The following is a 21,330-nucleotide window of genomic DNA, read 5'->3' as shown; positions in this document are numbered from 1 at the left end:
ATTCCGCCACGGTGATCGGCGCGGGCCAATCCGCCAAGAGGGCGGCAAGGCTCCACTTCCGTGGCAGGGAAGCCCAAGACCGGAAACGCTCGGTCAACCAGCGGCGTCGGAATTTTCACTCGCTCGTGTGAGTGGAACCGTCGTATTCGACGATTGCCGCAGGTGAGGTGCCGGTACCTCGTCCGGGTGATCGCCGGATTCACGTTTTCCCCGCGGTAGCAACAGAACGCTGAGCAGGCACACCACCCCGCCGACCCCGATCGCGGTCCGCACATCGGTGACCGCCGCCAGCGCGCCGCCCGCCGCGATGAACAGCGGCTTGACCGCACGCGAGCCGATCGACCACGCGGTGAGCACCCGGGCGAGCACGCGGTCCGGGGTCACGTCGAGCCGGTATGCGGCGAACGCCGGGTTGAACACCCCGGCGGCGAGCAGCAGGCCGAAATTCGTGACCAGTAGCAGCGCCACCCCCGCCGGACCGGGTCCGGCGAACGGGATCGCGAGCAGCCACGGCGTGCGCGCGATCCCGCCGTAGCGCAGCACCCGGTGCACGCCGAACCGCGCCTGCAGCCGGGGCGCGAGCCGGGCGCCGAGCACGCCGCCCAGGCACGGCAAGCCCAGCACGAGGCCGTACGACCAGGGCGCGAAGCCGAGGTCGCGCAGCATCAGCACGGCTTCCAGCGGCGAGACCAGCAGCACGCCACCGCCGTAGAGCACCGCGTTGAGGAACAGGGGTCGCAGGGTCGGATGGGTCAACAGGTAGCGCCAGCCCGCGCCGAGGTCGCGTCCGCGTGGCGTCTCGGGCACCGGTGGCGGCGGTTCGGGGCGGCGGATGCGCCGCACGCCGAGCGCCGAACCCAGGAACGACACCGCGTCCACCAGCATCGTCGTGGTCGCGCCGAACGCGCCGACCAGCGCGCCGCCCAGGGGCGGGCAGGTGCTCCAGCAGATCCAGTCGGTGCTCTCCAGCCTGCTGGTCGCCACGACCCGGTCGGCCGGCGCGACCAACGCCTTGAGGTGCGCGCCACTGGCCGCCGTGAACGCCACGAACGCCGTGGACTGGACCACGCTGACCACGTACAGCTGGGTCAAGGTGAGCAGGTGCAACGCGGCCGCGGCGGGCACGCTGGCCAACGTGACGAACCGCACGAGGTCGGCGGCGATCATCGCGGGCCGCTTGCGACCGAACTCGATCCACGACCCGAACGGCAGCGCCACCACCGCGCTCACCGCGGCGCCGACCGCCGTGAGCGACGACACCTGCCAGGCGGGTGCGTCCAGTGCGAGCACCGCGACCAGGCCGAGCGCGCCCGCGCCGAGGGTGCTACCCGCCGAGCTGACGGCGTATGCGGCCCAGAGCCGGCCGAAGTCGCTCCCCAGTGACCGCACCAACGCAGAGTAGCGATCACCTGGCAAAACGTGGAGGCTTTGCGGGATCGTTCGCAAGGCTAATGTAGTGGGCATGCTGCCGACCCTGCCCGGCGACAACCCGTTCGCCGCACCCAGTGAGTTGCCCTTCGGGCTCCCGCCCTTCGACCGCATCCAGGTCGAGCACTACCTGCCGGCCGTCGAGGCCGGGCTGGCCGAACAGGCCGCCGAGGTGCGCACCATCGCGGACGATCCCGCGCCGGCCACCTTCGACAACACGATCGTCGCGCTCGAACGCTCGGGCCGGCTGCTCGACCGCGTGCTGTTCGTGCTCTACAACCTCGCGTCCTCGGACACGACCCCGCAGCTGCAACGCATCCAGGCCGAGATCGCGCCGAAGATCGCGGCGCACCGCGACGCGATCCTGTTGGACCAGGCGCTGTTCGGGCGGATCAAGGACCTCTTCGAGCGGCGGGACGACCTCGGCCTCGACGCCGAGTCGGGCTACCTGCTCGAGCGCTACCACACGGATTTCCTGCGTTCCGGCGCCGCGCTCGACGAAGCGGCCCGGGACCGCTTGCGGGAGCTGAACCAGGAGCTGTCGTCGCTGTCGACCGCCTTCCAGGAGAAGTTGCTCGCCGAGTCCAACGACCTCGCTGTCGTGGTCGACGACGAGTCCGAACTGGATGGTTTGTCGCCGGACGCGATCGCGTCGGCCGCCGAGGCGGCGACCGCGCGCGGGTTGTCCGGGAAGTACCTGCTGACCCTGATCCTGCCGAGCAGCCAGCCCGCGCTGGCGTCGCTGACCAACCGCTCCGTGCGGGAGCGGGTGTACAAGGCCTCGGTCGCCCGCGGCGCACGGGGCAACGAGAACGACACGTCGTCGACCTTGATCAGGATCGCGGCGTTGCGCGCGCGGAAGGCCGCCGTGCTCGGCCACCCGCACCACGCGTCCTACGTGATCGCCGACGAGACCGCCGGAAGCGCCGAAGCCGCGCTGGCCCTGCTCGAACGGCTCGCGCCGGTGGCCGTGGCCAACGCGCGCGTCGAGGCCGAGGAACTGCAGCGGCTGCTGGAACAAGACGTGCCCGGCGCGACGCTCGAGGCGTGGGACTGGGCGTTCTACGCCGAGCGGGTGCGCCGCGAGCGGTTCGCCGTGGACAGCGCGCAGCTGCGGGAGTACTTCGAGCTGGACCGGGTGCTGCACGACGGTGTCTTCTTCGCCGCCACCAAGCTCTACGGCTTGACCTTCACCGAACGCACCGACCTGCCCGTCTACCACGAGGGGGTGCGGGTCTTCGAGGTGTCCGACGAGGACGGCAGCCCGATCGGGCTGTTCCTCGGCGACTACCACACGCGGGACGCCAAGCGCGGTGGCGCGTGGATGAACAGCTACAGCGACCAGTCGTCGTTGCTCGGCACGCTGCCGGTCGTGGTGAACAACCTCAACATCCCCAAGCCGCCGGCCGGTGAGCCGACACTGATGACCTTCGACGAGGTCACCACGGCGTTCCACGAGTTCGGGCACGCGCTGCACGGGTTGCTCTCGGACGTGAAGTACCCCAAGTTCACCGGCACCTCGGTGCCGCGGGACTTCGTCGAGTTCCCGTCGCAGGTCAACGAGATGTGGATGCTGTGGCCGGAGGTGCTGGCCAACTACGCGCGGCACTACAAGACCGGTGAGCCGCTGCCGGCCGAACTGGTCGAGAAGCTGCAGGCGTCCACGCAGTACGGCGAGGGCTTCGCGACGACGGAGTACCTGGCGGCCGCGCTGCTGGACCAGGCGTGGCACCGGCTGGGGACCGAGGACGTGGTCGAGGACGTGGCGCAGTTCGAGGCCGCGGCGCTGGAGAAGGCCGGGGTCGCCGTGGCGGCCATCCCGCCGCGGTACCGCAGCACGTACTTCGCGCACATCTTCAGCGGCGGGTACGCGGCCGGCTACTACTCCTACATCTGGAGCGAGGTGCTGGACGCGGACACCGTGGAGTGGTTCCGCGCCAACGGCGGGCTGCGCCGGGAGAACGGCGACGCGTTCCGGCGCGGGCTGTTGAGCCGGGGCGGCAGCGTGCCCGCCATGGACGCGTTCCGCGACGTCGTCGGGCGCGACCCGGAGATCGGCCCCCTGCTCCAACGCCGCGGCCTCACCGGCGCCTGACCCCCACGCGTGTCCCCTCTTCCGGCCGGGTGTGTCCCCTCTTCCGATCCGCTCGAACGGGGGACACGCCGTGCGGGACGAGGGGACACGCGGGGTGGGACGAGGGGACACGCGGGTCAGTGGGTGGTCCATTCGGGGTGCGGGCCCTCGTGCAGGGCCGCGTATACCTGGTCGCGGAGCCGGTTGGCCTCGGCGTCGGTCAAGGTGCGGTCGACCGGACGCAAGACCAGGCGCACCAACGCGTTCAGCTGCCCTGGCTTCGTGCCCAGCCGCGCTTGGACGGCGGTCGGCAGGTCCTCGTGCGGGGTCACCGCCTGCACGGTGAGCGACTCCACGAGGTCGCCATCGACAGCCGCCCTTGCCTTGTCGCCCAACAGTTCTTCGTCCGCGACCGACACCACCAGGGACAGGTCGCGGCGCACCGGCGGCATCATCGAGACCGGCCGCCACGGCGCCAGATCCTGCATCTGCGACGCGATCCGCGGATCGGACGACCGCAGCAGGCGGATGTCCGGCACGCCCTTGCGCAGCATCAACGCCCGGTCCAGGCCCATGCCCAGGGCCAGGCCGTGCCAGGAACCGGCCAACCCCGCCGACCGCAACACGTGCGGGGCGGCCAGACCGCATTCGGCCAGCTCGACCCAGCCGTCCGGTGTCTCGACGTCGATCTGGCGCCCGCTCGTCGTGTACGGGTGCGTCGCGGGCTCGGCACGCCACCGCGCCCCGGGCAGCACCGCCCGCACCAGGGTGTCCACCATGGACAGTAAGTCGTCCTCACCGAGCGGGCGGGTGGCGATGCGCCACAGGTCGACCTGGTGCGGCGTTCCCACGTGCAGGCGATCGATCACGTCCCGGCGATACACCACGCCAGGCAGCACCAGCAACACGTCGTCCGGCGCTTCCAGCGCCCGCAACGCGGGCGGGATCCCGGCCGACGTGTGGCTGCGCAACATCACGGTTTCGCTGGCATACCGGGAATACCGGCCGTCCCGCGTGATCGCGGCCGAACCATAACCCAGGCGGTCGTAGTTGTCCTCAGTGGACACGAGAGGCCGGTCGCGGTGCCAGGACACCCGGGACGGCCAGGAATCGGCCAAGGCGGCGACGGCCGCGGACAGCAGCAACTGCATGGCGTGCGGCCCGGACGCGGGATCGGTGAGGTCGCGCAACGACAGCGCAGCGGAGAGTTCAGCCGGGGAAAGAAGGGTGTTCATGGTGAGTCCTCGGAAGGTCGTAGCGGCTTGGGGATTCACCCCCGGCCGCGACGACACGCGGGACTCAGGACGTCAGGCGTCGCACCCCGCGGCCGAAACCCGGCCGGGGGCGGAGAAATCGCCGACTGCTCATCACTCCATCGTAGCGGCAACGGCAACCGCTTTTGTCAAGTTCTGACCAAAAGCCAACACGGTAAGGGATACGCTGCCAGGCGTTCATCTGTTCAAGGTCAACAACCTGGGGGAACATTGATGATGTCCACTTTGGTGCGCCGTGTCGGCCTCACGATCGCGGCCGGCGTGGTGCTGGGCGCGACGTGGACCGGCACGGCCGCGGCCGCGCCGGCGCAGAGCGCCGACAAGGCGGTCGTGGCCGTGGATTCGGCAACGCCGGCAACGGCAACGGCATCGGGCCGGAAGTGGTGCGGGTTCAACTACGACACCTGCGAGGCGTCGCGGCTCGAGTTCGTCCACTACGGCTACCAGACGAGCCCGCTGTACTGGGCCGGCACCGACAACACGTGCCTGCCGGGTAGTCAGTGCAACGGCTACTACTTCGACTGGTGGGACTAAAGCCCTGACCGAATGAGCGGGTGTGGTTCGGTACGGATCCCGTGCCGAGCCACACCCGGCGAACTACGTCAGGTCCGCCTTGCGCAGCCGGAACACCTGCAACGTGAGCCCGTAGTACTTCTCGGTCTCGCCGACCCACTGCATCCCGGTCTTGTGGGCCACGGCGGCGGCCCGCTCGTTGCGCGGGCGCACCACCGCGAACACCTCGTCGATGTCCTGGCTGAACGCCCACTTCGCGAGGGCGTGGGTGATCTCGGTGGCGTAGCCCTTGCCCCACTGCGCGGGGTGCAGTTGCCAGCCGATCTCCAGATCCTCGTTGCCGGGCGGCAACGGCAGCAGCACGGCGCCGCCGATCACCTCGCCGGTCTCGCGCAGGGCGACCGTCCAACGCCCGGCGGGCGGGGCCAGCCGGGCGTCTTCGGCGGTCCACATCTGGATGAGCAGGCGCATCGCGGCGACGTCGGGCACCTGGTCCATGGCGGGGGACAACCATCGGGCCACGTTCGCGTCGCCGTACACGGGCAGCGCGGCGGGCGCGTCGTCCAGCGACCACGCCCGCAGCTGCAGCCGTTCGGTGACGAGGGTGGGGGCCGTGCTGTCCACCGGCTGCTCCACCTGCAGTGGCTCAGAGGTCATCCGCGTACTCCCGTCTGGCTGGCGACAAGACCGACAGTACGCCCGAATCGCCTGCTCAGTCGCCGGTCAACCGGGTCACGGAGGGGAACCCGGCGGACCGCCAGCCGGCGAAGCCGCCGACCACGTCGCGCACCCTGGTCAGGCCGAGTTCCTCGGTGACCTGGTGGGCGGCGAGGCTGGACGTGTAACCCTCGTTACAGATCAGGATGATCTCCTGGTCGAGGTCGTCCGGGCGCAGTTCCTTCAGCCGCCACGGGCCGGTGACGTCCAGGCGCCACTCCAGCACGTGCCGCGAAACCGCGACCGCACCGGGGATTTCGCCGTTGCGCCACCGGAACTCGGTCGGCCGCAGATCCACCAGGACGGCGCCGCGCCGCATGGCGTCGGCCGCCTCTTGCGGGGTGTAGCGGGTGATGTGGGCGCGTGCGTTGTCCAGTAACCGCTCGATGGTGGCTGTCACGGCGCCACCGCCACACGCAGCTCCGCGGCCTCGGCTTCGAGCGCGGTGGTGTCGGGTTCGGGTGTGTCGCAGGCGATCTCACGCAGGTGGTGCAGCCCGGTCGGCAACCAGCAGTAGAAGTTCATCGACGTCAACGCCGGTGCGTAGGCGTGGATGCTGACCGTCGGCGTCATGCTGACGTTGACCAGGTTGTGCACGTAGTCCGGCCCGAACGCCACCGCGTCGCCCGCGGTGTGCCTCCTGGTGCGCAGACCCGGCGTGGTCAGGCTGCCGTGGTCCTCGACGAGACTGCCCCTGGCCACCGCGAACGCGCCGACGCTGCCGCCGTGGTCGTGCAAGAGGGTGTCCTGACCGATGTCCCAGCAGATCAGCCAGACCTCGTAGTCGTCGGTCAGCCGCAGCCGGGAGAAATAGCGTTCCGTCAGGTCGAACCGGACCTCGTCCGCCCAGAGTTCGGGCGTCGCGGCGATGTCGGCGACCAGGGAGCGCAACTGGGCGGGCGTCTGCAGCCCGCGGTGGCGTGTGTCCACGAGATAAGCCTTTCTGCTGCCACACCCGTGATGTCCGCATCCGCCGACCCCCGGATTCGTGGGAGTCGTCGCACCCGGCCATCGCGGGATGTATCTCGCTCGAGCCGCCCTACCGCACGATCGCTGCACGGCAGCCCGAATTCACTATGCTTTTGTCAGGTTTCGTGGGGCACCCGATCGGGCGCCTTGTCCGCAGGGTAACCCCAAGACCTGGAGCGAGCACAGAGCGGGTGGTCACGCCTAAACTCCAAGCGTGCGGATAACGAAGGCGCAACGCAACGCCGTCGCCGAGAAGATCACCAGCCTGGAGCGCACGTTCTACGGGCGGGGGCCGCGCAACGTCAAGGTCTCGGTGAGCGAGGACGACCCGGTCAGCCTGGTCGTGCTGTCGGTGGACAGCCTGACCGTGGCCGACGCGGTGCTGACCGAGCGCGGCTACCGGGCCGCGGTGATCGAGCACCACGAGGCCCTGCACGAGGCGACCCGCGAGGACTTCCTGTCCGCCATCGAGGCGATCGTGGGGGAGCCGGTGTCGGCCTACCTCGCGCAGGTGCACCCGGGCACCGGCAACGCGGTGCGGGTGTTCGTGTTCTCCGACCACGACGAGTTCGACGCGACCGAGGAACTCAGCTCGTGACGGATGGCTGCCGGCCGAGCTGCGCAGCAGCGCGAAGGCTTGCGCCGGCCCGAGCTCGCCGCCTCCAGCCGCGGCATCTGTGGTCCCACCAGTCGATTCCTGCCGATGCCAGTCCCGGGAGGGCAACCTTGCGGTGCACCGCAGGAACGACTGCGGGGCTGCGCACGTTCGCAGGAAGAGGAAGGTGCGCCCGAGCGGTGCGTCACGATCACCGGGTCACGCCGGCGCTGGTCAGCTCGTGAGCCGGTAGGCGCCGGCCGAGTATTCGGCGGTGAGGGCGAAGCGGTCGCCGCGCACGATCGTGTGCCGCCACTCCACCGGGCCGTCGGTGGTGTAGCCCAGGCGCGTGATCGACAGTGCCGCGGCGTCCCGGCCGCAGCCCAGCAGCCGCCGCTCCCCGGCGGTCGGCACTACCGCGCGGATCTCCTCGCGGCCGCGGCTGACCACGATCCCGGTGCGGTCCTCGAGCTCCCGGTAGAGCGCGGTGTGGCGGAAGTCGGCGTCCAGCACCGGCCGGGCCAGCGCGGCGGGCAGCCACACCCGGTCGACGGCGAGCGGCTCGTCGCCCGCGTGCCGCACGCGTTCGAGGAACACCATGGGCGTCGAGCCTTCGAGCCCGAGGCGTTCGGCGATCAGGGCGTCGGCCCGGATGTCGAGAGTGCGCACGGTGCTGTGCTGGTCGAGCCCGGCCGCCTCGACGGAGGCGAACATGCTGTAGAGCGCGCCGAGCGGCTGGTGGATCTCCGGCGCGGTCGCCACTTTCGGCTGCCGGCCCCGCCCGGCCACGATCAGGCCGTCGGCCCGCAACCGCGCCAGGGCCTGGCGGACCGTGTGCCTGCTGACCCCGTAGTCGTGCACCAGCGCCAGCTCGCCGGGGAACTTGTCGGCGAACTCGCCCGCCTCCAGCCGCGTCACCAGGTCGCGCTGCAGCTGCTGCCACAGCGGCAGGTCAGCGTCGCGGTCGAGGGGACGGCTGGTCATGGCCGTCACGGTACTGATGGACAAATGTCCGGTCACCCGGTAACTTAAATGTCCGGACATTTGGAGGTGGCGGATGGCGCTGGTCGACCGGGTAGCACCGGACCAGCAGGTTCAGCCGCCGTCGCCGTTGCCCGGACTGGTGGTCGCCCTCGTGCTCGCGGCTGCGGCCACTGGCCTCGGCCTGCTGGTCCCCGTCGTCGGCGGGCCGGTCTTCGGGATCCTGCTCGGCATCGTGTGCGGGACGTTCGTGCCCGGCCTGCGCTCCGCGCGGCTGGCCGTCGGCTACACGCTCGCGTCGAAGAAGGTCCTGCAGCTCTCGATCGTCGTGCTCGGCCTCGGGTTGTCGCTGGGCACCGTCGTCGACGTCGGCGGCTCGTCGCTGCCGGTCATGCTCGGCACGCTCGCGATCGCGCTCGGCGGCGCGTACGTGCTCGGCCGGCTGCTCGGCGTGCGCGGTGACACGCAGCTGCTGATCGGCGTGGGCACGGGCATCTGTGGCGCATCGGCCATCGCCGCCACCACGGCGGTGATCGGCGCCGAGAAGTCCAAAGTGGCCTATGCGATCGGCACCATCTTCACGTTCAACATCGCGGCCGTCTTGCTGTTCGGGCCCATCGGGCACCTGCTCGGGTTGAGCCAGCACGCGTTCGGGCTGTGGGCGGGCACGGCGATCAACGACACGTCGTCGGTGGTGGCCGCCGCCTTCGGCTACGGGCCCGAGGCCGGCGGGTACGGCATCGTGGTCAAGCTGACCCGGGCGTTGATGCTGGTGCCGATCGTGCTGGTGCTGGCGTGGCGGCGATCGGGCAGGCGCGTGGCGCCGCACAAGGTCGTGCCGGTGTTCCTGGTCGGCTTCCTGGTCGCTTCGCTGCTCAACACCATCGGTCTGGTGCCTGCTTCCTGGCACGGGCCGATCGGCGTGTTCGGCACGTTCCTGATCACGATGGCGCTGGCCGGGATCGGCCTGGGCATGCGTCCGGACGACCTGCGGGCCGCCGGGCCACGACCGCTGCTGCTGGGTGGTTTGCTGTGGGTGGCGGTGGCGGCGTCGAGCCTCGGTCTGCAGGCGCTGACCGGCCAGCTCTGAGTCAGTTCCCTTCGGGCAACCGTGCGTCTTGGCGGTTGAGTTCCTTGCGCACGCTCTCGGGGTCGAGGTCCCCGTCCGCGGCCTGTGCCGCCGCCACCCCGGCCGCGTGCCCGGTGGCGAACGCCGTGCCCATCACGCGCAGCGAGCCACCCGCGAGCCGGTCCCCGTCCATGACCCGGCCGGCCGCGAACAAGTTGGCGGTGTTGTTGCTGCGCAAGGCATCCAGCGGGATGCCGAAGTAACCGGGCGCGTCGAGGAACTCCCACTTCGAGCCCTTGCCCGGGCCGAGGTGGAACTCCACGGGCCACGCGCCGAGCGCGACCGGGTGCGGGCCGAGCCGCGCGCTCTTGACGTGGTCGAAGTCGAGCTTGGTCCGAGCGACCACGTGGCGGGACTCGCGGGTGCCCAGCTCCGGGCCGGTGCTCGCGATGTAGGCGCCCGCGCAACCCGGCAACGAGCGGATGACCTGCAGGTATTCCTGGGCCTGCTTGCGCGCGCTGACCTCGGCGCGGGTGACGTCACGGGCATCGCGGGCGTCATAGGCCTCGTCGACCAGGAACGTGATGAGGTCGCCCGAGATCGGCAGCCGGGTGATGGCGCTGCGCTCGGAGAGCAGCGTCCGACCGGTAGCGCGGGCCGCGCGGATCGCCGTGGTCACGACCTCCCTGGTGACCTCGGCGGTGGCCGGGATGCCGCCGAACCGGACGCCGAGGCTGCCGTTCTGCACCCAGCCGTCGTTGCCGTAGCGCACCTCGGCGCCGCCGTGCGCGGCGAGGTCGGCCTCGCCACTGGCGTCCACAAAGGACCCGGCGGTGACCGTCCGGACGCCGCTGTGGTCGAGCAGGCGGACCGCGGTGATCCGGTCGCCGTCGCGCTCCGCGCCGACGACCTGGCTGTGCAGCAACAGTTCCACACCGGCCTGCATGCACACGTCGTCGAGCACGACCTTGAGCTGCTCCGGGTCGAACGCCACGAACACCGACGTGAGCTTTTGCGGGTCGGCGACAGCGCCCGCCTGCCGAAGCCCGGTAAGTACCTGCTCGGCGACGCCGAACACCACCTGCGTGCTGTCCTCGCGGGTGTAGAGGCCGCAGTAGGTCGTCACGTTGCGCAGGGTCGCGGCGCCGCCGAGGCACGGGCCGCGCTCCACCAGCAGCGTCCGGGCCCCGGCCTGGCTCGCGCCGACCGCGGCCGCCACCCCGGCCGAGCCGCCGCCAGCGACAATCACGTCGAAGTCGGTCACCGGCCCCAACCTAGTAGCGTTCGCCCCCATGGCGAGGACGGCGTTGGTCACAGGCGGCACCGGCGGGCTCGGCTCGGCGGTGACCGCGGCGTTGCTCGACCGCGGCTGGCGGGTGGTCGTGCCGTGGGTCGCCGAGCAGGAGCTGACCCGCGTCGGCGCGCACGAGCGCCTGGAGCTGGTGCAGGCCGACCTGTTCGACGAGGCGTCGGTGACCCAGTGCGCCGACCTCGCCGCATCGTCCCCCGACGCACCGCTGCGCGCGGTGGTCAACCTGGTCGGCGGCTTCGCCATGGGCGGTCCGCTGCACGAGACCCCGGTCGACGAGTTCGACCGGTTGCTGCGGCTGAACCTGCGGCCGACCTACCTCGTCTGCCAGGCCGCGTTGCCCTACCTGCTCGCGGCCGGCGGCGGCTCGATCGTCTGCGTGTCGGCGCGGGCGGCCTTGCACCCGTTCCCGGGGGCGTCGGGATACCTGACCGCGAAGTCGGCGGTGCTCGGGTTGGTCGGTGCCCTGGCGGCCGAGTACGGGTCGCAAGGGGTGCGGACCAACGCGATCCTGCCGGGCGTGATCGACACGCCGGCCAACCGCGCGTCGCAGCCGAACGCCGACCGCAGCAGGTGGGTCACGCCGCAACGCATCGCCGACGTCATCGCCTTCCTCTGCGACGACGCCTCGAGCGCGATGAACGGTGCCCACGTGCCGGTCCACGGTGCCTGAGCAGTCGCCGCCCAAAGAGGAGCCGAAGCCGCCCGAAGGCTTGTCACAGTTCCTCGGGAAGGTGCTGGACCAGCTCAGCCTGAGCGCGTGGCTACCCGCGATGATGCTGGTGGGCTGCTTGGCAGTGCTGACCCAACTGCGCACGCAGGGCAATTTCGACTTCGGCCACGCGGTGGTGGCGCTCACCGCGAAGCCACTCGGCATCTTGGTCGTTCTCTTCTTCGCGTTAGTGCTCGCGACGATGGTCAGCCAGGCGTTCGCCTTCACCGCGATCCGGTGGCTGGAGGGCTACTGGCGTGGGCCGCTGGTGAAGATCGGCATCTATCGCCTGTTGGTGCGCCACAAGGCAAGGCAATGCCTCAAGCTCGAGAAGCGGTCCGAGGACCTCGAGAAGCTGATCGACGAGGAAGCTCTGCAGTCGATGCGGGGGCACGGGATCCCGCGCGAGGTCATCTGGATCATGGAGGCGGAGAACTCGCCGGAAGGGCTCGGCGTTGGTCCATGGACCGAAGAGCACCGCAAGACGGCCGACGATTTGACTTTGCGGCACTTCGCACGCCCGGATCGGCTCGGTCGGTCCTTGCAGCTGATCAAGGCTCTCGACGAGTACCCGCGGATCCACCGGATGATGCCGACCAAACTGGGCAACGTCCTGCGGGCCACCGAGGATGTCGTCACCCCCGAAGGCGAGGAGACCGAGGGCATCGTGCTGCGCAGGGGCGAGACGATCCCGCCCCGGCTCCGGCAGCACCACGACCAGTTCCGAACACGGCTGGATATGTACTGCACGCTCGTGTTCATCCACGTGATTCTGGCCGCGCTCGCACTCGTCGTGCTCGGCACAAGGACCGGCATGTTCGTCGGTGCCGTGCTGGTCGCGGTCGTGTTCCTGATCTTTGCGATCGCCAGTTACTCAGCCGCCATCGCCAGCGCGCGCGGCTACTGCGCCACATTGCGGGCGATCTTCGCCGAGCCCGATTAGCCTTTGCGCTTCATCGGCATGCCGTGACACCGGGGCGGCGTGGCCTGCCGCTTCTGCTTGTGGCACACCGAGCACTCGTAGAGCCGTTGGGGCGGCATCGAGTTGCCAGGGGTCCGGTCATCGACCACCAGAGAACTGTGCGCCGCGCTGTGACCGGCGTCAATAGGCCGATTGATATGCAACGGGTTGCATTGCATCTGGGTGCATAGGTACCGTCGGTCCATGGCGCTGGAGCACGCGATCATGGTGTCGCTCGCCGAACGGGCCGGGTCGGGCTACGAGCTGGCCCGGCGGTTCGAGCGGTCGATCGGGTTCTTCTGGGCCGCCACCCACCAGCAGATCTACCGCGTGCTCAAGCGGATGGACGACGCCGGGTGGGTGCAGGCCGAGACGGTCGCGCAGGACGGGCGGCCGGACAAGAAGGTCTACACCGTCAGCGCGCTCGGCCACGACGAGTTGCGGCGCTGGCTGGCCGAACCGACCGAACCGGCCCCGATGCGTGACGAACTCGCGGTCAAGCTGCGTGGCGCGAGCCTGGGCGACGTCCAGGCGCTGTACGACGAGGTCGCCCGGCACCGCGACCTGGCCGCGACCCGGCTCGACGGCTACCGCGTGATCGAGAAGCGCGACTTCCCCGACCCGGCCCGGCTCACCGGGCGCAATCTGCACCACTACCTCGTGCTGCGCGGCGGCATCCGGGTCGAGCAAGGGCTCGTTGACTGGTACGAGGAGATCCTGCGCGCCCTGGAGGCCGACCGATGACCGGCACGACCAGCTACCCGCACCTGCTCGCCCCGCTCGACCTCGGCTTCACCACGCTGCCCAACCGCGTGATCATGGGATCGATGCACACCGGGCTCGAGGACCGGGCCAAGGACGCGCCGAAGCTGGCCGCCTACGTCGCCGAGCGGGCGCGGGGTGGCGTCGGGCTCATCGTCACCGGGGGATACGCGCCGAACCGGACGGGGTGGCTGCTTCCCTTCGCGGGCAAGCTGTCCACGCGCGCCGAGGCACGCCACCACCGGACCATCACCGACGCCGTGCACGAGGCGGGCGGCAAGATCGCCTTGCAGATCCTGCACGCCGGGCGCTACTCCTACCACCCGTTGTCGGTGTCGGCGTCGGCGATCAAGTCGCCGATCACGCCGTTCCGGCCGCGGGCGCTCAGCGACCGGGGCGTGCGCGCGCAGATCGACGCGTTCGCCCGCTGTGCCGCGCTGGCCCGCGCCGCCGGGTACGACGGCGTCGAGATCATGGGGTCCGAGGGCTACTTCATCAACCAGTTCCTCGCGCCACGCACCAACAAGCGCACTGACGCCTGGGGCGGCAGCGCGGCGAACCGCCGACGGCTCGCGGTCGAGGTGGTCCGGCGCGTGCGGGCGGCGACCGGACCGGACTTCATTGTGGTGTACCGGCTCTCCATGGCCGAGTTTGTCCAAGAAGGACAGTCCTGGGATGAAATCGTCGCACTGGGCAAGGAAATCGAGGCAGCCGGGGCGACGATTATCAACACAGGCATCGGCTGGCACGAGGCCCGGGTGCCGACGATCGTCACGTCCGTGCCGCGCGCGGCCTTCACGTCGGTGACCGCGCGGTTCCGCGAGCACGTCGGCATCCCCGTCGTCACCTCGAACCGGATCAACATGCCCGACGTCGCCGAGCGCGTGCTGGCCCGCGGTGACGCCGACCTCGTGTCCATGGCGCGGCCGTTGCTCGCGGATCCGGCGTGGGTCCGCAAGGCCGAGGACGACCGGGCCGACGAGATCAACACGTGCATCGCCTGCAACCAGGCCTGCCTCGACCACGTCTTCCAGCACCGCAAAGCCTCGTGCATGGTCAACCCGCGCGCGGCCCGCGAGACCGAACTGGTGCTGTCGCCGGCCCGGCACGTGAAGCGGGTCGCCGTCGTCGGCGCCGGACCGGCCGGGTTGTCGGCGGCGACAACGCTCGCCGCGCGCGGGCACCGGGTCGAGCTGTTCGAGGCGCTCGACGACATCGGTGGCCAGTTCGGGATCGCTTTGCGGATTCCCGGAAAAGAAGAGTTCGCCGAGACGATCCGGTACTACCGCCGCCAGCTTGAGCTCACCGGGGTCAAACTCCACCTGGGCGTGCGGGCCACGGCAGGCGCGCTGGGCGGGTTCGACGAGATCGTGGTGGCCACGGGGGTCGTGCCGCGGGTGCCGGACATCCCGGGGATCGACCACCCCAGCGTGCTGTCCTATGTGGACGTGGTGCGGCACGGGAAGCCCGTGGGGGAGCGGGTCGCGGTCATCGGGGCCGGCGGGATCGGCGTGGACGTCAGCGAGTTCCTCACCCAGACGCCGCTCGACCTGGCGGGCTGGCGGGCCGAGTGGGGCGTCACCGAAGGCGGCGGGTTGACCACGCCGTCGCCCGCGCCGTCCCCGCGCACGGTGTACTTGTTGCAGCGCAAGGAAAGCCGGATCGGCGCTGGCCTGGGCAAGACCACCGGGTGGGTGCACCGGGCCGCGCTCAAGGCCAAGCAGGTGCACCAGCTCTCGGGGGTCACCTACGACCGGATCGACGACGACGGCCTGCACATCACCGTCGACAGGCGGCCACGGTTGCTGTCGGTGGACACGGTCGTGGTGTGCGCCGGGCAGGAGTCCGTGCGGTCGCTGGCCGAGGAGCTGCCGGGCGCGCACGTGATCGGGGGCGCGGACGTGGCGGCCGAACTGGACGCCAAACGCGCGATCGACCAGGGCACCCGGCTCGCCGCGGTGATCTAGCGCTCCCGGGTGCCGCGCAGGATCAGGGCTGCGCCGATCAGGACCAGCGCCGCGGTCACGCCGTGCACGCCGAAGGCCGTGGCGGGGGCGCCGTGGTGGGCCAGGACGATGATCATGTCGCCGATCGGGACTATCGCGACGGTCAGCAGGACCCAGCCCAGCGCGCGGAACTGCCCGGTCGCGAGCAGGACCAGCAGGACGACGCCGGAGAACAGGTCGCGCACGCCCTTGGCGTTGCCCAGGTAGGCCGCGGCGTCGGGCCGCGGCTGGTCGGCGCCGACGAAACTCGGGGCCATCGCCGCTGGTCCGGCCAGGTACCGCACCCCGATGTAGCCGATGAACAGGCTGCCCAGCACGGCCAGCACCAGCCCGGTCCGCTTCTCCCACGTCATCTCTGCTCCAATTCCTAGCACTGCTAGATTTTCTAGCAACGCTAGCACTAGCAGCGCTAGGTTTTCTAGCGGTGCTAGGTTTGGGGCATGACCAAGCACGTCCGCAAGGGCCGGGAGCGCGACGAGCGCCACGCACTGATCATCCAGTCGGCCCGCGAACTGGCCGAGGCCGAAGGCTGGGACGCGGTGACCACGCGCCGGTTGTCCCAGCGGATCGAGTACAGCCAGCCGGTGCTCTACACCCACTTCCGCGGCAAGGACGAGATCGTGGCCGCGGTCGCCCTGGTCGGCTTCGGTGAGCTGGTCGACCGGATGAAGGCGACCATCACGCCGAAGGGCGCGACCCGCAAGTCACTGGCCGCCCTGGTCGCCACCTACGTCGAGTACGCCGAGGCCAACCCGGCCGTCTACGACGCGATGTTCGCCCTGTCCACCGGGCTCCCGTTCGCGCAGGACGAGACGCCGAAGCCGATGCGCACGGCGTTCGCCGTCCTGCGTGAGGCCGTCATGCCGCAGAACGGCGAAGGCGACCCGGACGTCTACGCCGAGATCTGCTGGGCGTCGCTGCACGGCCTGGTCTCGCTGGAGCGCTCCGGGCGGTTGCCGGAGCACACCCACCGCCAGCGGATGGCCGCGCTCGTCGACCAGTTCCTGGCCGCGTCCGCGCCCACGCGACCCAAGTGAGCCTTCAGCGCACGCGTCCCGGCAAGGTGAACCGGATCGTCTCGCGGGCCAGTTCGCGTTCCTGGACCGATACCGGGCCGAGGGCCCGCAGGACCTCCACCACTTCGTCCACCAGCGGAGGCGGGGCTGAGGCGCCCGCGGTGAGCGCCACCGTGTCCACATCGGACAGCCAGGACGGCCGCAGGTCGGCCGCGTCGTCGATCAAGTACGCGGGTACGCCCGTCCGGGACGCGAGCTCGACGAGCCGCTTCGAGTTGGACGAGTTCGTCGAGCCGACCACCAGGACGAGGTCGGCGTCGGCGGCGATCGCGCTCAACGCGCGCTGGCGATTGGTTGTGGCATAACAGATGTCATCGGACCCGGGGCCGCGCGCGTGCGGGAAGCGGCGCAGCAGCGCGGCCACCACCTCCGCCGTCTCGTCGACGGCCAGCGTGGTCTGGGTCAGGTACGACACCTGCGCCAGGTCGGGCAGCGCGGCCACGTCCGCCGGGGTTTCCACCAGGACGGTGCGGTCGGGCGCCTCGCCGAGGGTGCCGTCGACCTCCTCGTGACCGGCGTGCCCGATCAGCACCACGGTGTCACCGCGCCGTGCGAACCGGCGGGCCTCCGCATGGACCTTGGTGACCAGCGGGCATGTCGCGTCCACTGTGTCCAGTGAGCGGGCCGTGGCCTCGGCGCGCACGGCGGGGGAGACGCCGTGCGCCGAGAACACGACCGTGGCACCGGGTGGCACCTCGGTCAGCTCCTCCACGAACACCGCGCCGCGGGTCTCGAGGTCCTCGACCACGTGGCGGTTGTGCACGATCTGCTTGCGCACGTAGATCGGCCCGCCGTGCTCTTCCAGCAGCCGCTCGACGATCTCGATGGCGCGTTCCACCCCCGCGCAGAACGACCGCGGCGCGGCCAGCAACACCGTGCGGGCCCGGCCCGACACCGCCCGCCAGGCCGGGTCCGATGTATTGATCATCGACGCTCCTAGCTATCGCGGTGGGTGACGAGGTCGGCGATGCCGGTCAGCTCCGCCGCCGGGCCGGGCGCCGGGTCGGCCAGGCGCAGGTCGCACAGCGCGGCCTCGACCAGCGCGTCCGCCTGCTGGTGGGCCCAGGCCCGCCCGCCCGCCTCGTCGATCAACGCGGCCAGGCCGGGCAGGTCCTCGTCCGCCGTCGCGTACCGCTCGGCCAGGAGTTCGCCCGCGGGCGTGCCGGAGGTGAGGGCGGCCACCACCGGCAGCGACTTCTTGCGGTTCTCCAGGTCCGAGAACACCGGCTTGCCGGTCACGGCCGGATCGCCCCAGATGCCCAGCAGGTCGTCGACCACCTGGAAAGCCAGGCCGAGCTGTTCGCCGAAGCCCCGCAGGTGCTCCACCCGCACGGGCTCGGCCCCGGCGAACGACGCGCCGATCGCGCACGAACACCCCAGCAGCGCGCCGGTCTTCTGCTGCGCCATCCGCACGCACTCGGGCAGCACCACGTCGTTGCGGTCCTCGAACTCCAGGTCCGCGCTCTGCCCGGACAGCAGGTCCTGCACGGCCGCCGCCAGCACGCTGGTCGCCGGGTGCCCGTCCAGGACGTCCATCGCCAGCGTGACCAGCGCGTCGCCCGCGAGGATCGCAGGCCCGACGCCGAACACGCTCCACACCGTGCGCCGGTGGCGCCGGGTGTGGTCGCCGTCCATCACGTCGTCGTGCACCAACGAGAAGTTGTGCACCAACTCCACCGCGACCGCGGCCGGCATGGCGGCCAGCGGGTCGCCGCCCACGGCCCGCGAGGCCAGGAACACCAACGCCGGGCGGATCGCCTTGCCGCTGCCGGCGGCGGACCCGGTCGGCCCGCCGCGCTCGTCCCACCAGCCGAAGTGGTAGCCGACCAGGTGCCGCAGCGAGCCGGGCAGCGTGTCGACGGCGCCGCGCAGCGCGGGTTCCAGCGTCGCCCGGCTCCACGACAGGACTTCGCCGGGGGACCGGGTGCCGGACGGGTCGGCGATCATGTCGGTGGTCATGTCGGCCGTCACCGGTGGATCTCCACGTTCTCCAGCACACCCAGCGCATCCGGCACCAGCACGGCGGCCGAGTAGTAGGCACTGACCAAATAGGACATGATCGCCTTCTCGTCGATGCCCATGAACCGCACCGAGAGCCCGGGCTGGTACTCGTCGGGGATCCCCGTCTTGTGCAGGCCGATCACGCCCGCGTCCTTCGCGCCGGTGCGCATGGCGATGATCGAACTGGTGCCCCGGTCGCTGATCGGGATCTTGTCGCAGGGCAGGATCGGCACGCCGCGCCACGCCTGCACGCGCTTGCCCTGCACCACGACGGGCTCGGGGTACACACCGCGCGCGGTGCACTCGCGGCCGATCGCCGCGATGGTCCTGGGGTGGGCCAGGAAGAACTTCGTCTTGCGCCGCCGGGCCAGCAGGTCGTCCAGGTCCGCCGGGGTCGGCGGGCCGCCGCGGGACTGGATGCGGTGCTTGAGGTCGGCGTTGTGCAGCAACCCGAAGTCGGCGTTGTTGACCAGTTCGTGCTCCTGCCGCTCGCGCAGGGCCTCGATGGTCAGCCGCAACTGCTGGTCGACCTGGTTCATCGGGTGGTTGTAGAGGTCGGCGACGCGGGTGTGGACGCGCAACACGGTTTGCGCCACGGACAACTCGTACTCGCGGGGCGCGGTGTCGTAGTCGACGAACGTGCCAGGCAGGTCGACCTCGCCCTCGTGCCCGGCCGCGAGTTCGATCGCCGCCTCGCCGTGCTTGTTCGACGGCTTCGACGGCCGGGCGAGCGCCGCCGCGATGTGCGCGCGCAGCGGGTCGCCCTGCCCGTTCAGCTCCTGCAACTGCCGGCCACGCAGCACGAGCACCGTGCACGGCGTCGTCGCCCGCACGGTGAACGGCCACAACTCCGCGTGCCCGGTCAGGGCCTGCTGGCCGAAGTGGTCGCCGTCGGCCATGCCGCCCAGCGACACCGGGTCGCCGTACTCACCGGTGCCGATCTTGTCGACTTTGCCGTGCGCGATCAGGAACAACTGGTCGGCGGGCGCGCCCTCGGTGACGAGCACGTCGCCCGGCTGGAACTCCTGCTGGCTGAACCGGCCGGCGAGCGCGGTGAGCGCCTCGTCGTCCTCGAAGTCGCGCAGCAACGAGATCTCCCGCAGTTCTTGCGGGATCACCCGGATCTGCGCGCCTTCGTTGACGAACGTGATCCGGCCGTCGCCGACGGTGTAGTTGAGCCGCCGGTTGACCCGGTACGCACCGCCGGCCACCTCTTCCCACGGCAGCATCCGCAGCAACCACCGCGACGAGATGCCCTGCATCTGCGGGACGGTCTTGGTCGTCGTGGTGATCGTGCGTGCGGCGGTGACGCTCAGGCTCAGCCGCTGTTCGAGAACCTCGGTCACAGTGTCTTCTCCGATGTGGTCAGTCGCGGCCGAGTTCGGCGTTTTCCAGCACTGCCAACGCATCCGGCACCAGGACGGCGCACGAGTAGTAGGCGCTGACCAGGTAGGAGATGATCGCCTTCTCGCTGACGTTCATGAACCGCACCGAGAGCCCGGGCTGGTACTCGTCCGGGAGGCCGGTCTGGTGCAGGCCGACGACGCCTTGGGCCTGCTCGCCGGTGCGCATCAGCAGCACGGAGCTGGTCGCGGTGTCGGTCACCGGGATCTTGCCGCACGGCAGGATCGGCACGCCGCGCCACGACGGCACCTGGTGCCCGCCGAGGTCGATGCTGTTCGGGTAGATCCCGCGCTTGCTGCACTCACGCCCGAACGCGGCGATCGTCTTGGGGTGGGCCAGGAAGAAGCCGGGATCCTTCCACACCGCGGCCAGCAACTCGTCGAAGTCGTCCGGGGTCGGCGGGCCGGTGCGGGTGTGGATGCGCTGCTTGAGGTCGGCGTTGTGCAGCAGGCCGAAGGACTTGTTGTTGATCATCTCGTGCTCCTGGCGTTCGCGCAGGGCCTCGATGGTCAGCCGCAACTGCTGTTCGACCTGGTCCATGGGCTGGTTGTAGAGGTCGGCGACGCGGGTGTGGACCCGCAAGACGGTCTGCGCCACCGAGAGTTCGTACTCGCGCGGCGCGGTGTCGTAGTCGACGAACGTGCCGGGCAGGTCGACCTCGCCCTCGTGACCGGACGCCACGTCGATCGCGGCCTCACCGTGCGGGTTCTGCTTGCGTTCCTCGGCGATCGTGGCCTGCTCCACGTGGGCGCGCAGGGCGTCGGCCTGCTCCAGCAGGTCGCGGAAACGCTGGCGGGACAACGTGAGCACGGTGCATGCGGTGACCGCCTTCGCGGTGAACTCGCTGATCACCTGCTCGTCGGTGAGCACCTGCTCGCCGAAGTAGTCGCCGTCGGCGAGCACGCCCAGCGAGACCTGGTCGCCGTACTCGCCGGTGCCGATCTTGTTCACCTTGCCGTGCGCGATCAGCACCAGCTGGTCGGTCTCGTGGCCGAACTCCACGATCACGTCGCCGGGCTCGTACTCGCGCTGGTCGAACCGGCCGGCCAGCGCGTCGAGGGCCTCCGGTTCCTCGAAGTCGCGCAGCAGCGGGAGCTCACGCAGTTCCTGGGAGATCACGCGGACCTGGGCGCCGTCGTTGACGAAGGTCAGCCGGCCGTCCCCGATGGTGTAGTTGAGCCGCCGGTTCACCCGGTAGGCGCCACCCGATACCTCCACCCACGGCAGCATTCTGAGCAGCCACCGGCTGGTGATGCCCTGCATCTGCGGGACGGTCTTGGTGGTCGTCGCCAACGTGCGGGCCGCCGTGGTGGCGAGGCTCTGCTGCTGCGCTCCAGCCTCGTCCGCCTGCGCACCGGGGGACAGTAGATCGGTCACAATCCACACCTCGTATCTGACAGACCGGAAAAAGGGCGTGCTTGTCCGCCGCCGGAATATTTTTGGCGGCGGCGGATATCGGATTGGCGATCTGTGTATTTT

21 protein-coding genes are annotated in these 21,330 nt (G+C 70.4%); 9 read left to right on the top strand and 12 right to left on the bottom strand.

Annotated features, from left to right (window positions below):
- Nucleotides 1-93: 93 nt before the first annotated feature.
- Nucleotides 94-1,389, bottom strand: coding sequence for an MFS transporter (locus EV186_RS25855; protein WP_243754270.1), 1,296 nt, complete (start codon nucleotides 1,387-1,389; stop codon nucleotides 94-96).
- Between the two features lie 73 nt (nucleotides 1,390-1,462).
- Between EV186_RS25855 and EV186_RS25850 the strand changes: the two genes are divergently transcribed.
- A complete protein-coding gene (locus tag EV186_RS25850; protein ID WP_133851971.1) occupies nucleotides 1,463-3,523 on the top strand; it encodes a M3 family metallopeptidase in 2,061 nt (686 codons plus the stop codon).
- 116 nt (nucleotides 3,524-3,639) lie between these two features.
- Here EV186_RS25850 and srmL read toward each other — a convergent pair whose 3' ends face one another.
- Nucleotides 3,640-4,737 carry a PheS-related mystery ligase SrmL gene (srmL, locus tag EV186_RS25845; protein ID WP_133851970.1) on the bottom strand — a complete coding sequence of 366 codons (1,098 nt, stop codon included), beginning with the start codon at nucleotides 4,735-4,737 and terminating at the stop codon, nucleotides 3,640-3,642.
- A 252-nt stretch (nucleotides 4,738-4,989) separates the two neighbouring features.
- On the opposite strand from srmL, the gene EV186_RS25840 reads away from it, so the two are divergent.
- Nucleotides 4,990-5,310, top strand: coding sequence for a hypothetical protein (locus tag EV186_RS25840; protein ID WP_133851969.1), 321 nt, complete (start codon nucleotides 4,990-4,992; stop codon nucleotides 5,308-5,310).
- Nucleotides 5,311-5,373: 63 nt separating this feature from the next.
- Here EV186_RS25840 and EV186_RS25835 read toward each other — a convergent pair whose 3' ends face one another.
- Genes EV186_RS25835 through EV186_RS25825 form a run of 3 tightly spaced genes read right to left on the bottom strand, consistent with a single transcriptional unit; the run spans nucleotide 5,374 to nucleotide 6,936 of the window.
- On the bottom strand, nucleotides 5,374-5,946 hold the full coding sequence (locus tag EV186_RS25835; RefSeq protein ID WP_133851968.1) for a GNAT family N-acetyltransferase: 573 nt from the start codon (nucleotides 5,944-5,946) through the stop codon (nucleotides 5,374-5,376).
- Between the two features lie 55 nt (nucleotides 5,947-6,001).
- The gene (locus EV186_RS25830) at nucleotides 6,002-6,406 is read right to left on the bottom strand and encodes a rhodanese-like domain-containing protein (protein ID WP_243754269.1); all 405 of its coding nucleotides are present in this window, start codon (nucleotides 6,404-6,406) and stop codon (nucleotides 6,002-6,004) included.
- A complete protein-coding gene (locus tag EV186_RS25825) occupies nucleotides 6,403-6,936 on the bottom strand; it encodes a cysteine dioxygenase (RefSeq protein WP_133851967.1) in 534 nt (177 codons plus the stop codon). Before EV186_RS25825 ends, EV186_RS25830 begins: the two co-directional genes overlap by 4 nt.
- A gap of 253 nt (nucleotides 6,937-7,189) precedes the next feature.
- On the opposite strand from EV186_RS25825, the gene EV186_RS25820 reads away from it, so the two are divergent.
- On the top strand, nucleotides 7,190-7,573 hold the full coding sequence (locus EV186_RS25820; protein ID WP_133851966.1) for a Na-translocating system protein MpsC family protein: 384 nt from the start codon (nucleotides 7,190-7,192) through the stop codon (nucleotides 7,571-7,573).
- 231 nt (nucleotides 7,574-7,804) lie between these two features.
- Here the strand turns inward: EV186_RS25820 and EV186_RS25815 are convergent, their stop codons facing one another.
- Entirely contained in the window at nucleotides 7,805-8,554 is a 750-nt protein-coding gene (locus EV186_RS25815; RefSeq protein WP_133851965.1) for a GntR family transcriptional regulator, read from the bottom strand.
- A 73-nt stretch (nucleotides 8,555-8,627) separates the two neighbouring features.
- Here EV186_RS25815 and EV186_RS25810 point away from each other — a divergent pair, with 73 nt between their 5' ends.
- Nucleotides 8,628-9,641, top strand: coding sequence for a YeiH family protein (locus EV186_RS25810; RefSeq protein ID WP_133851964.1), 1,014 nt, complete (start codon nucleotides 8,628-8,630; stop codon nucleotides 9,639-9,641).
- A 1-nt stretch (nucleotide 9,642) separates the two neighbouring features.
- Here EV186_RS25810 and EV186_RS25805 read toward each other — a convergent pair whose 3' ends face one another.
- A complete protein-coding gene (locus EV186_RS25805; protein WP_243754268.1) occupies nucleotides 9,643-10,884 on the bottom strand; it encodes an FAD-dependent oxidoreductase in 1,242 nt (413 codons plus the stop codon).
- Between the two features lie 28 nt (nucleotides 10,885-10,912).
- Here EV186_RS25805 and EV186_RS25800 point away from each other — a divergent pair, with 28 nt between their 5' ends.
- The 4 genes from EV186_RS25800 (at nucleotide 10,913) to EV186_RS25785 (ending at nucleotide 15,331) form a co-directional block, all read left to right on the top strand.
- Nucleotides 10,913-11,602, top strand: a complete 690-nt coding sequence (locus EV186_RS25800; RefSeq protein WP_133851963.1) for an SDR family oxidoreductase — start codon at nucleotides 10,913-10,915, stop codon at nucleotides 11,600-11,602.
- Nucleotides 11,595-12,584 carry a hypothetical protein gene (locus EV186_RS25795; RefSeq protein ID WP_133851962.1) on the top strand — a complete coding sequence of 330 codons (990 nt, stop codon included), beginning with the start codon at nucleotides 11,595-11,597 and terminating at the stop codon, nucleotides 12,582-12,584. Before EV186_RS25800 ends, EV186_RS25795 begins: the two co-directional genes overlap by 8 nt.
- Before the next feature lie 222 nt (nucleotides 12,585-12,806).
- On the top strand, nucleotides 12,807-13,346 hold the full coding sequence (locus tag EV186_RS25790) for a PadR family transcriptional regulator (protein WP_133851961.1): 540 nt from the start codon (nucleotides 12,807-12,809) through the stop codon (nucleotides 13,344-13,346).
- Nucleotides 13,343-15,331 carry an NADPH-dependent 2,4-dienoyl-CoA reductase gene (locus EV186_RS25785; RefSeq protein ID WP_133851960.1) on the top strand — a complete coding sequence of 663 codons (1,989 nt, stop codon included), beginning with the start codon at nucleotides 13,343-13,345 and terminating at the stop codon, nucleotides 15,329-15,331. Before EV186_RS25790 ends, EV186_RS25785 begins: the two co-directional genes overlap by 4 nt.
- Here the strand turns inward: EV186_RS25785 and EV186_RS25780 are convergent.
- The gene (locus EV186_RS25780; protein ID WP_133851959.1) at nucleotides 15,328-15,723 is read right to left on the bottom strand and encodes a DUF4267 domain-containing protein; all 396 of its coding nucleotides are present in this window, start codon (nucleotides 15,721-15,723) and stop codon (nucleotides 15,328-15,330) included. The genes EV186_RS25785 and EV186_RS25780 overlap by 4 nt on opposite strands.
- Before the next feature lie 87 nt (nucleotides 15,724-15,810).
- Here EV186_RS25780 and EV186_RS25775 point away from each other — a divergent pair, with 87 nt between their 5' ends.
- On the top strand, nucleotides 15,811-16,407 hold the full coding sequence (locus tag EV186_RS25775) for a TetR/AcrR family transcriptional regulator (RefSeq protein WP_133851958.1): 597 nt from the start codon (nucleotides 15,811-15,813) through the stop codon (nucleotides 16,405-16,407).
- Between the two features lie 4 nt (nucleotides 16,408-16,411).
- On the opposite strand, the gene ispH is transcribed toward EV186_RS25775, so the two are convergent.
- From ispH to EV186_RS25755, 4 genes are read right to left on the bottom strand one after another with little or no spacing between them, the layout of a single operon-like run.
- On the bottom strand, nucleotides 16,412-17,374 hold the full coding sequence (gene ispH, locus EV186_RS25770) for a 4-hydroxy-3-methylbut-2-enyl diphosphate reductase (protein ID WP_133851957.1): 963 nt from the start codon (nucleotides 17,372-17,374) through the stop codon (nucleotides 16,412-16,414).
- An 8-nt stretch (nucleotides 17,375-17,382) separates the two neighbouring features.
- Nucleotides 17,383-18,405 carry a family 2 encapsulin nanocompartment cargo protein polyprenyl transferase gene (locus EV186_RS25765; RefSeq protein ID WP_133852177.1) on the bottom strand — a complete coding sequence of 341 codons (1,023 nt, stop codon included), beginning with the start codon at nucleotides 18,403-18,405 and terminating at the stop codon, nucleotides 17,383-17,385.
- A gap of 8 nt (nucleotides 18,406-18,413) precedes the next feature.
- Complete coding sequence (locus EV186_RS25760) at nucleotides 18,414-19,793, bottom strand: family 2B encapsulin nanocompartment shell protein (RefSeq protein ID WP_243754267.1); 1,380 nt, start codon at nucleotides 19,791-19,793, stop codon at nucleotides 18,414-18,416.
- 19 nt (nucleotides 19,794-19,812) lie between these two features.
- Nucleotides 19,813-21,228: a family 2B encapsulin nanocompartment shell protein gene (locus EV186_RS25755; protein ID WP_424983360.1), complete on the bottom strand. Its 1,416-nt coding sequence runs from the start codon at nucleotides 21,226-21,228 to the stop codon at nucleotides 19,813-19,815.
- Nucleotides 21,229-21,330: the final 102 nt, after the last annotated feature.

Source organism: Labedaea rhizosphaerae (assembly GCF_004362825.1).
GTDB classification, from domain to species: Bacteria; Actinomycetota; Actinomycetes; order Mycobacteriales; family Pseudonocardiaceae; genus Labedaea; species Labedaea rhizosphaerae.
This window is presented reverse-complemented; position numbering and strand designations above follow the sequence as displayed.

Bases quoted from the DNA above. Each gene is read 5' to 3' on its own strand.
- EV186_RS25850 (WP_133851971.1), top strand. From the start codon at position 1,463: ATGCTGCCGACCCTGCCCGGCGACAACCCGTTCGCCGCACCCAGTGAG.
- srmL (WP_133851970.1), bottom strand. From the start codon at position 4,737: ATGAACACCCTTCTTTCCCCGGCTGAACTCTCCGCTGCGCTGTCGTTG.
- EV186_RS25840 (WP_133851969.1), top strand. From the start codon at position 4,990: ATGATGTCCACTTTGGTGCGCCGTGTCGGCCTCACGATCGCGGCCGGC.
- EV186_RS25835 (WP_133851968.1), bottom strand. From the start codon at position 5,946: ATGACCTCTGAGCCACTGCAGGTGGAGCAGCCGGTGGACAGCACGGCC.
- EV186_RS25815 (WP_133851965.1), bottom strand. From the start codon at position 8,554: ATGACCAGCCGTCCCCTCGACCGCGACGCTGACCTGCCGCTGTGGCAG.
- EV186_RS25810 (WP_133851964.1), top strand. From the start codon at position 8,628: ATGGCGCTGGTCGACCGGGTAGCACCGGACCAGCAGGTTCAGCCGCCG.
- EV186_RS25800 (WP_133851963.1), top strand. From the start codon at position 10,913: ATGGCGAGGACGGCGTTGGTCACAGGCGGCACCGGCGGGCTCGGCTCG.
- EV186_RS25790 (WP_133851961.1), top strand. From the start codon at position 12,807: ATGGCGCTGGAGCACGCGATCATGGTGTCGCTCGCCGAACGGGCCGGG.
- EV186_RS25785 (WP_133851960.1), top strand. From the start codon at position 13,343: ATGACCGGCACGACCAGCTACCCGCACCTGCTCGCCCCGCTCGACCTC.
- EV186_RS25780 (WP_133851959.1), bottom strand. From the start codon at position 15,723: ATGACGTGGGAGAAGCGGACCGGGCTGGTGCTGGCCGTGCTGGGCAGC.
- EV186_RS25775 (WP_133851958.1), top strand. From the start codon at position 15,811: ATGACCAAGCACGTCCGCAAGGGCCGGGAGCGCGACGAGCGCCACGCA.
- ispH (WP_133851957.1), bottom strand. From the start codon at position 17,374: ATGATCAATACATCGGACCCGGCCTGGCGGGCGGTGTCGGGCCGGGCC.
- EV186_RS25765 (WP_133852177.1), bottom strand. From the start codon at position 18,405: ATGACCACCGACATGATCGCCGACCCGTCCGGCACCCGGTCCCCCGGC.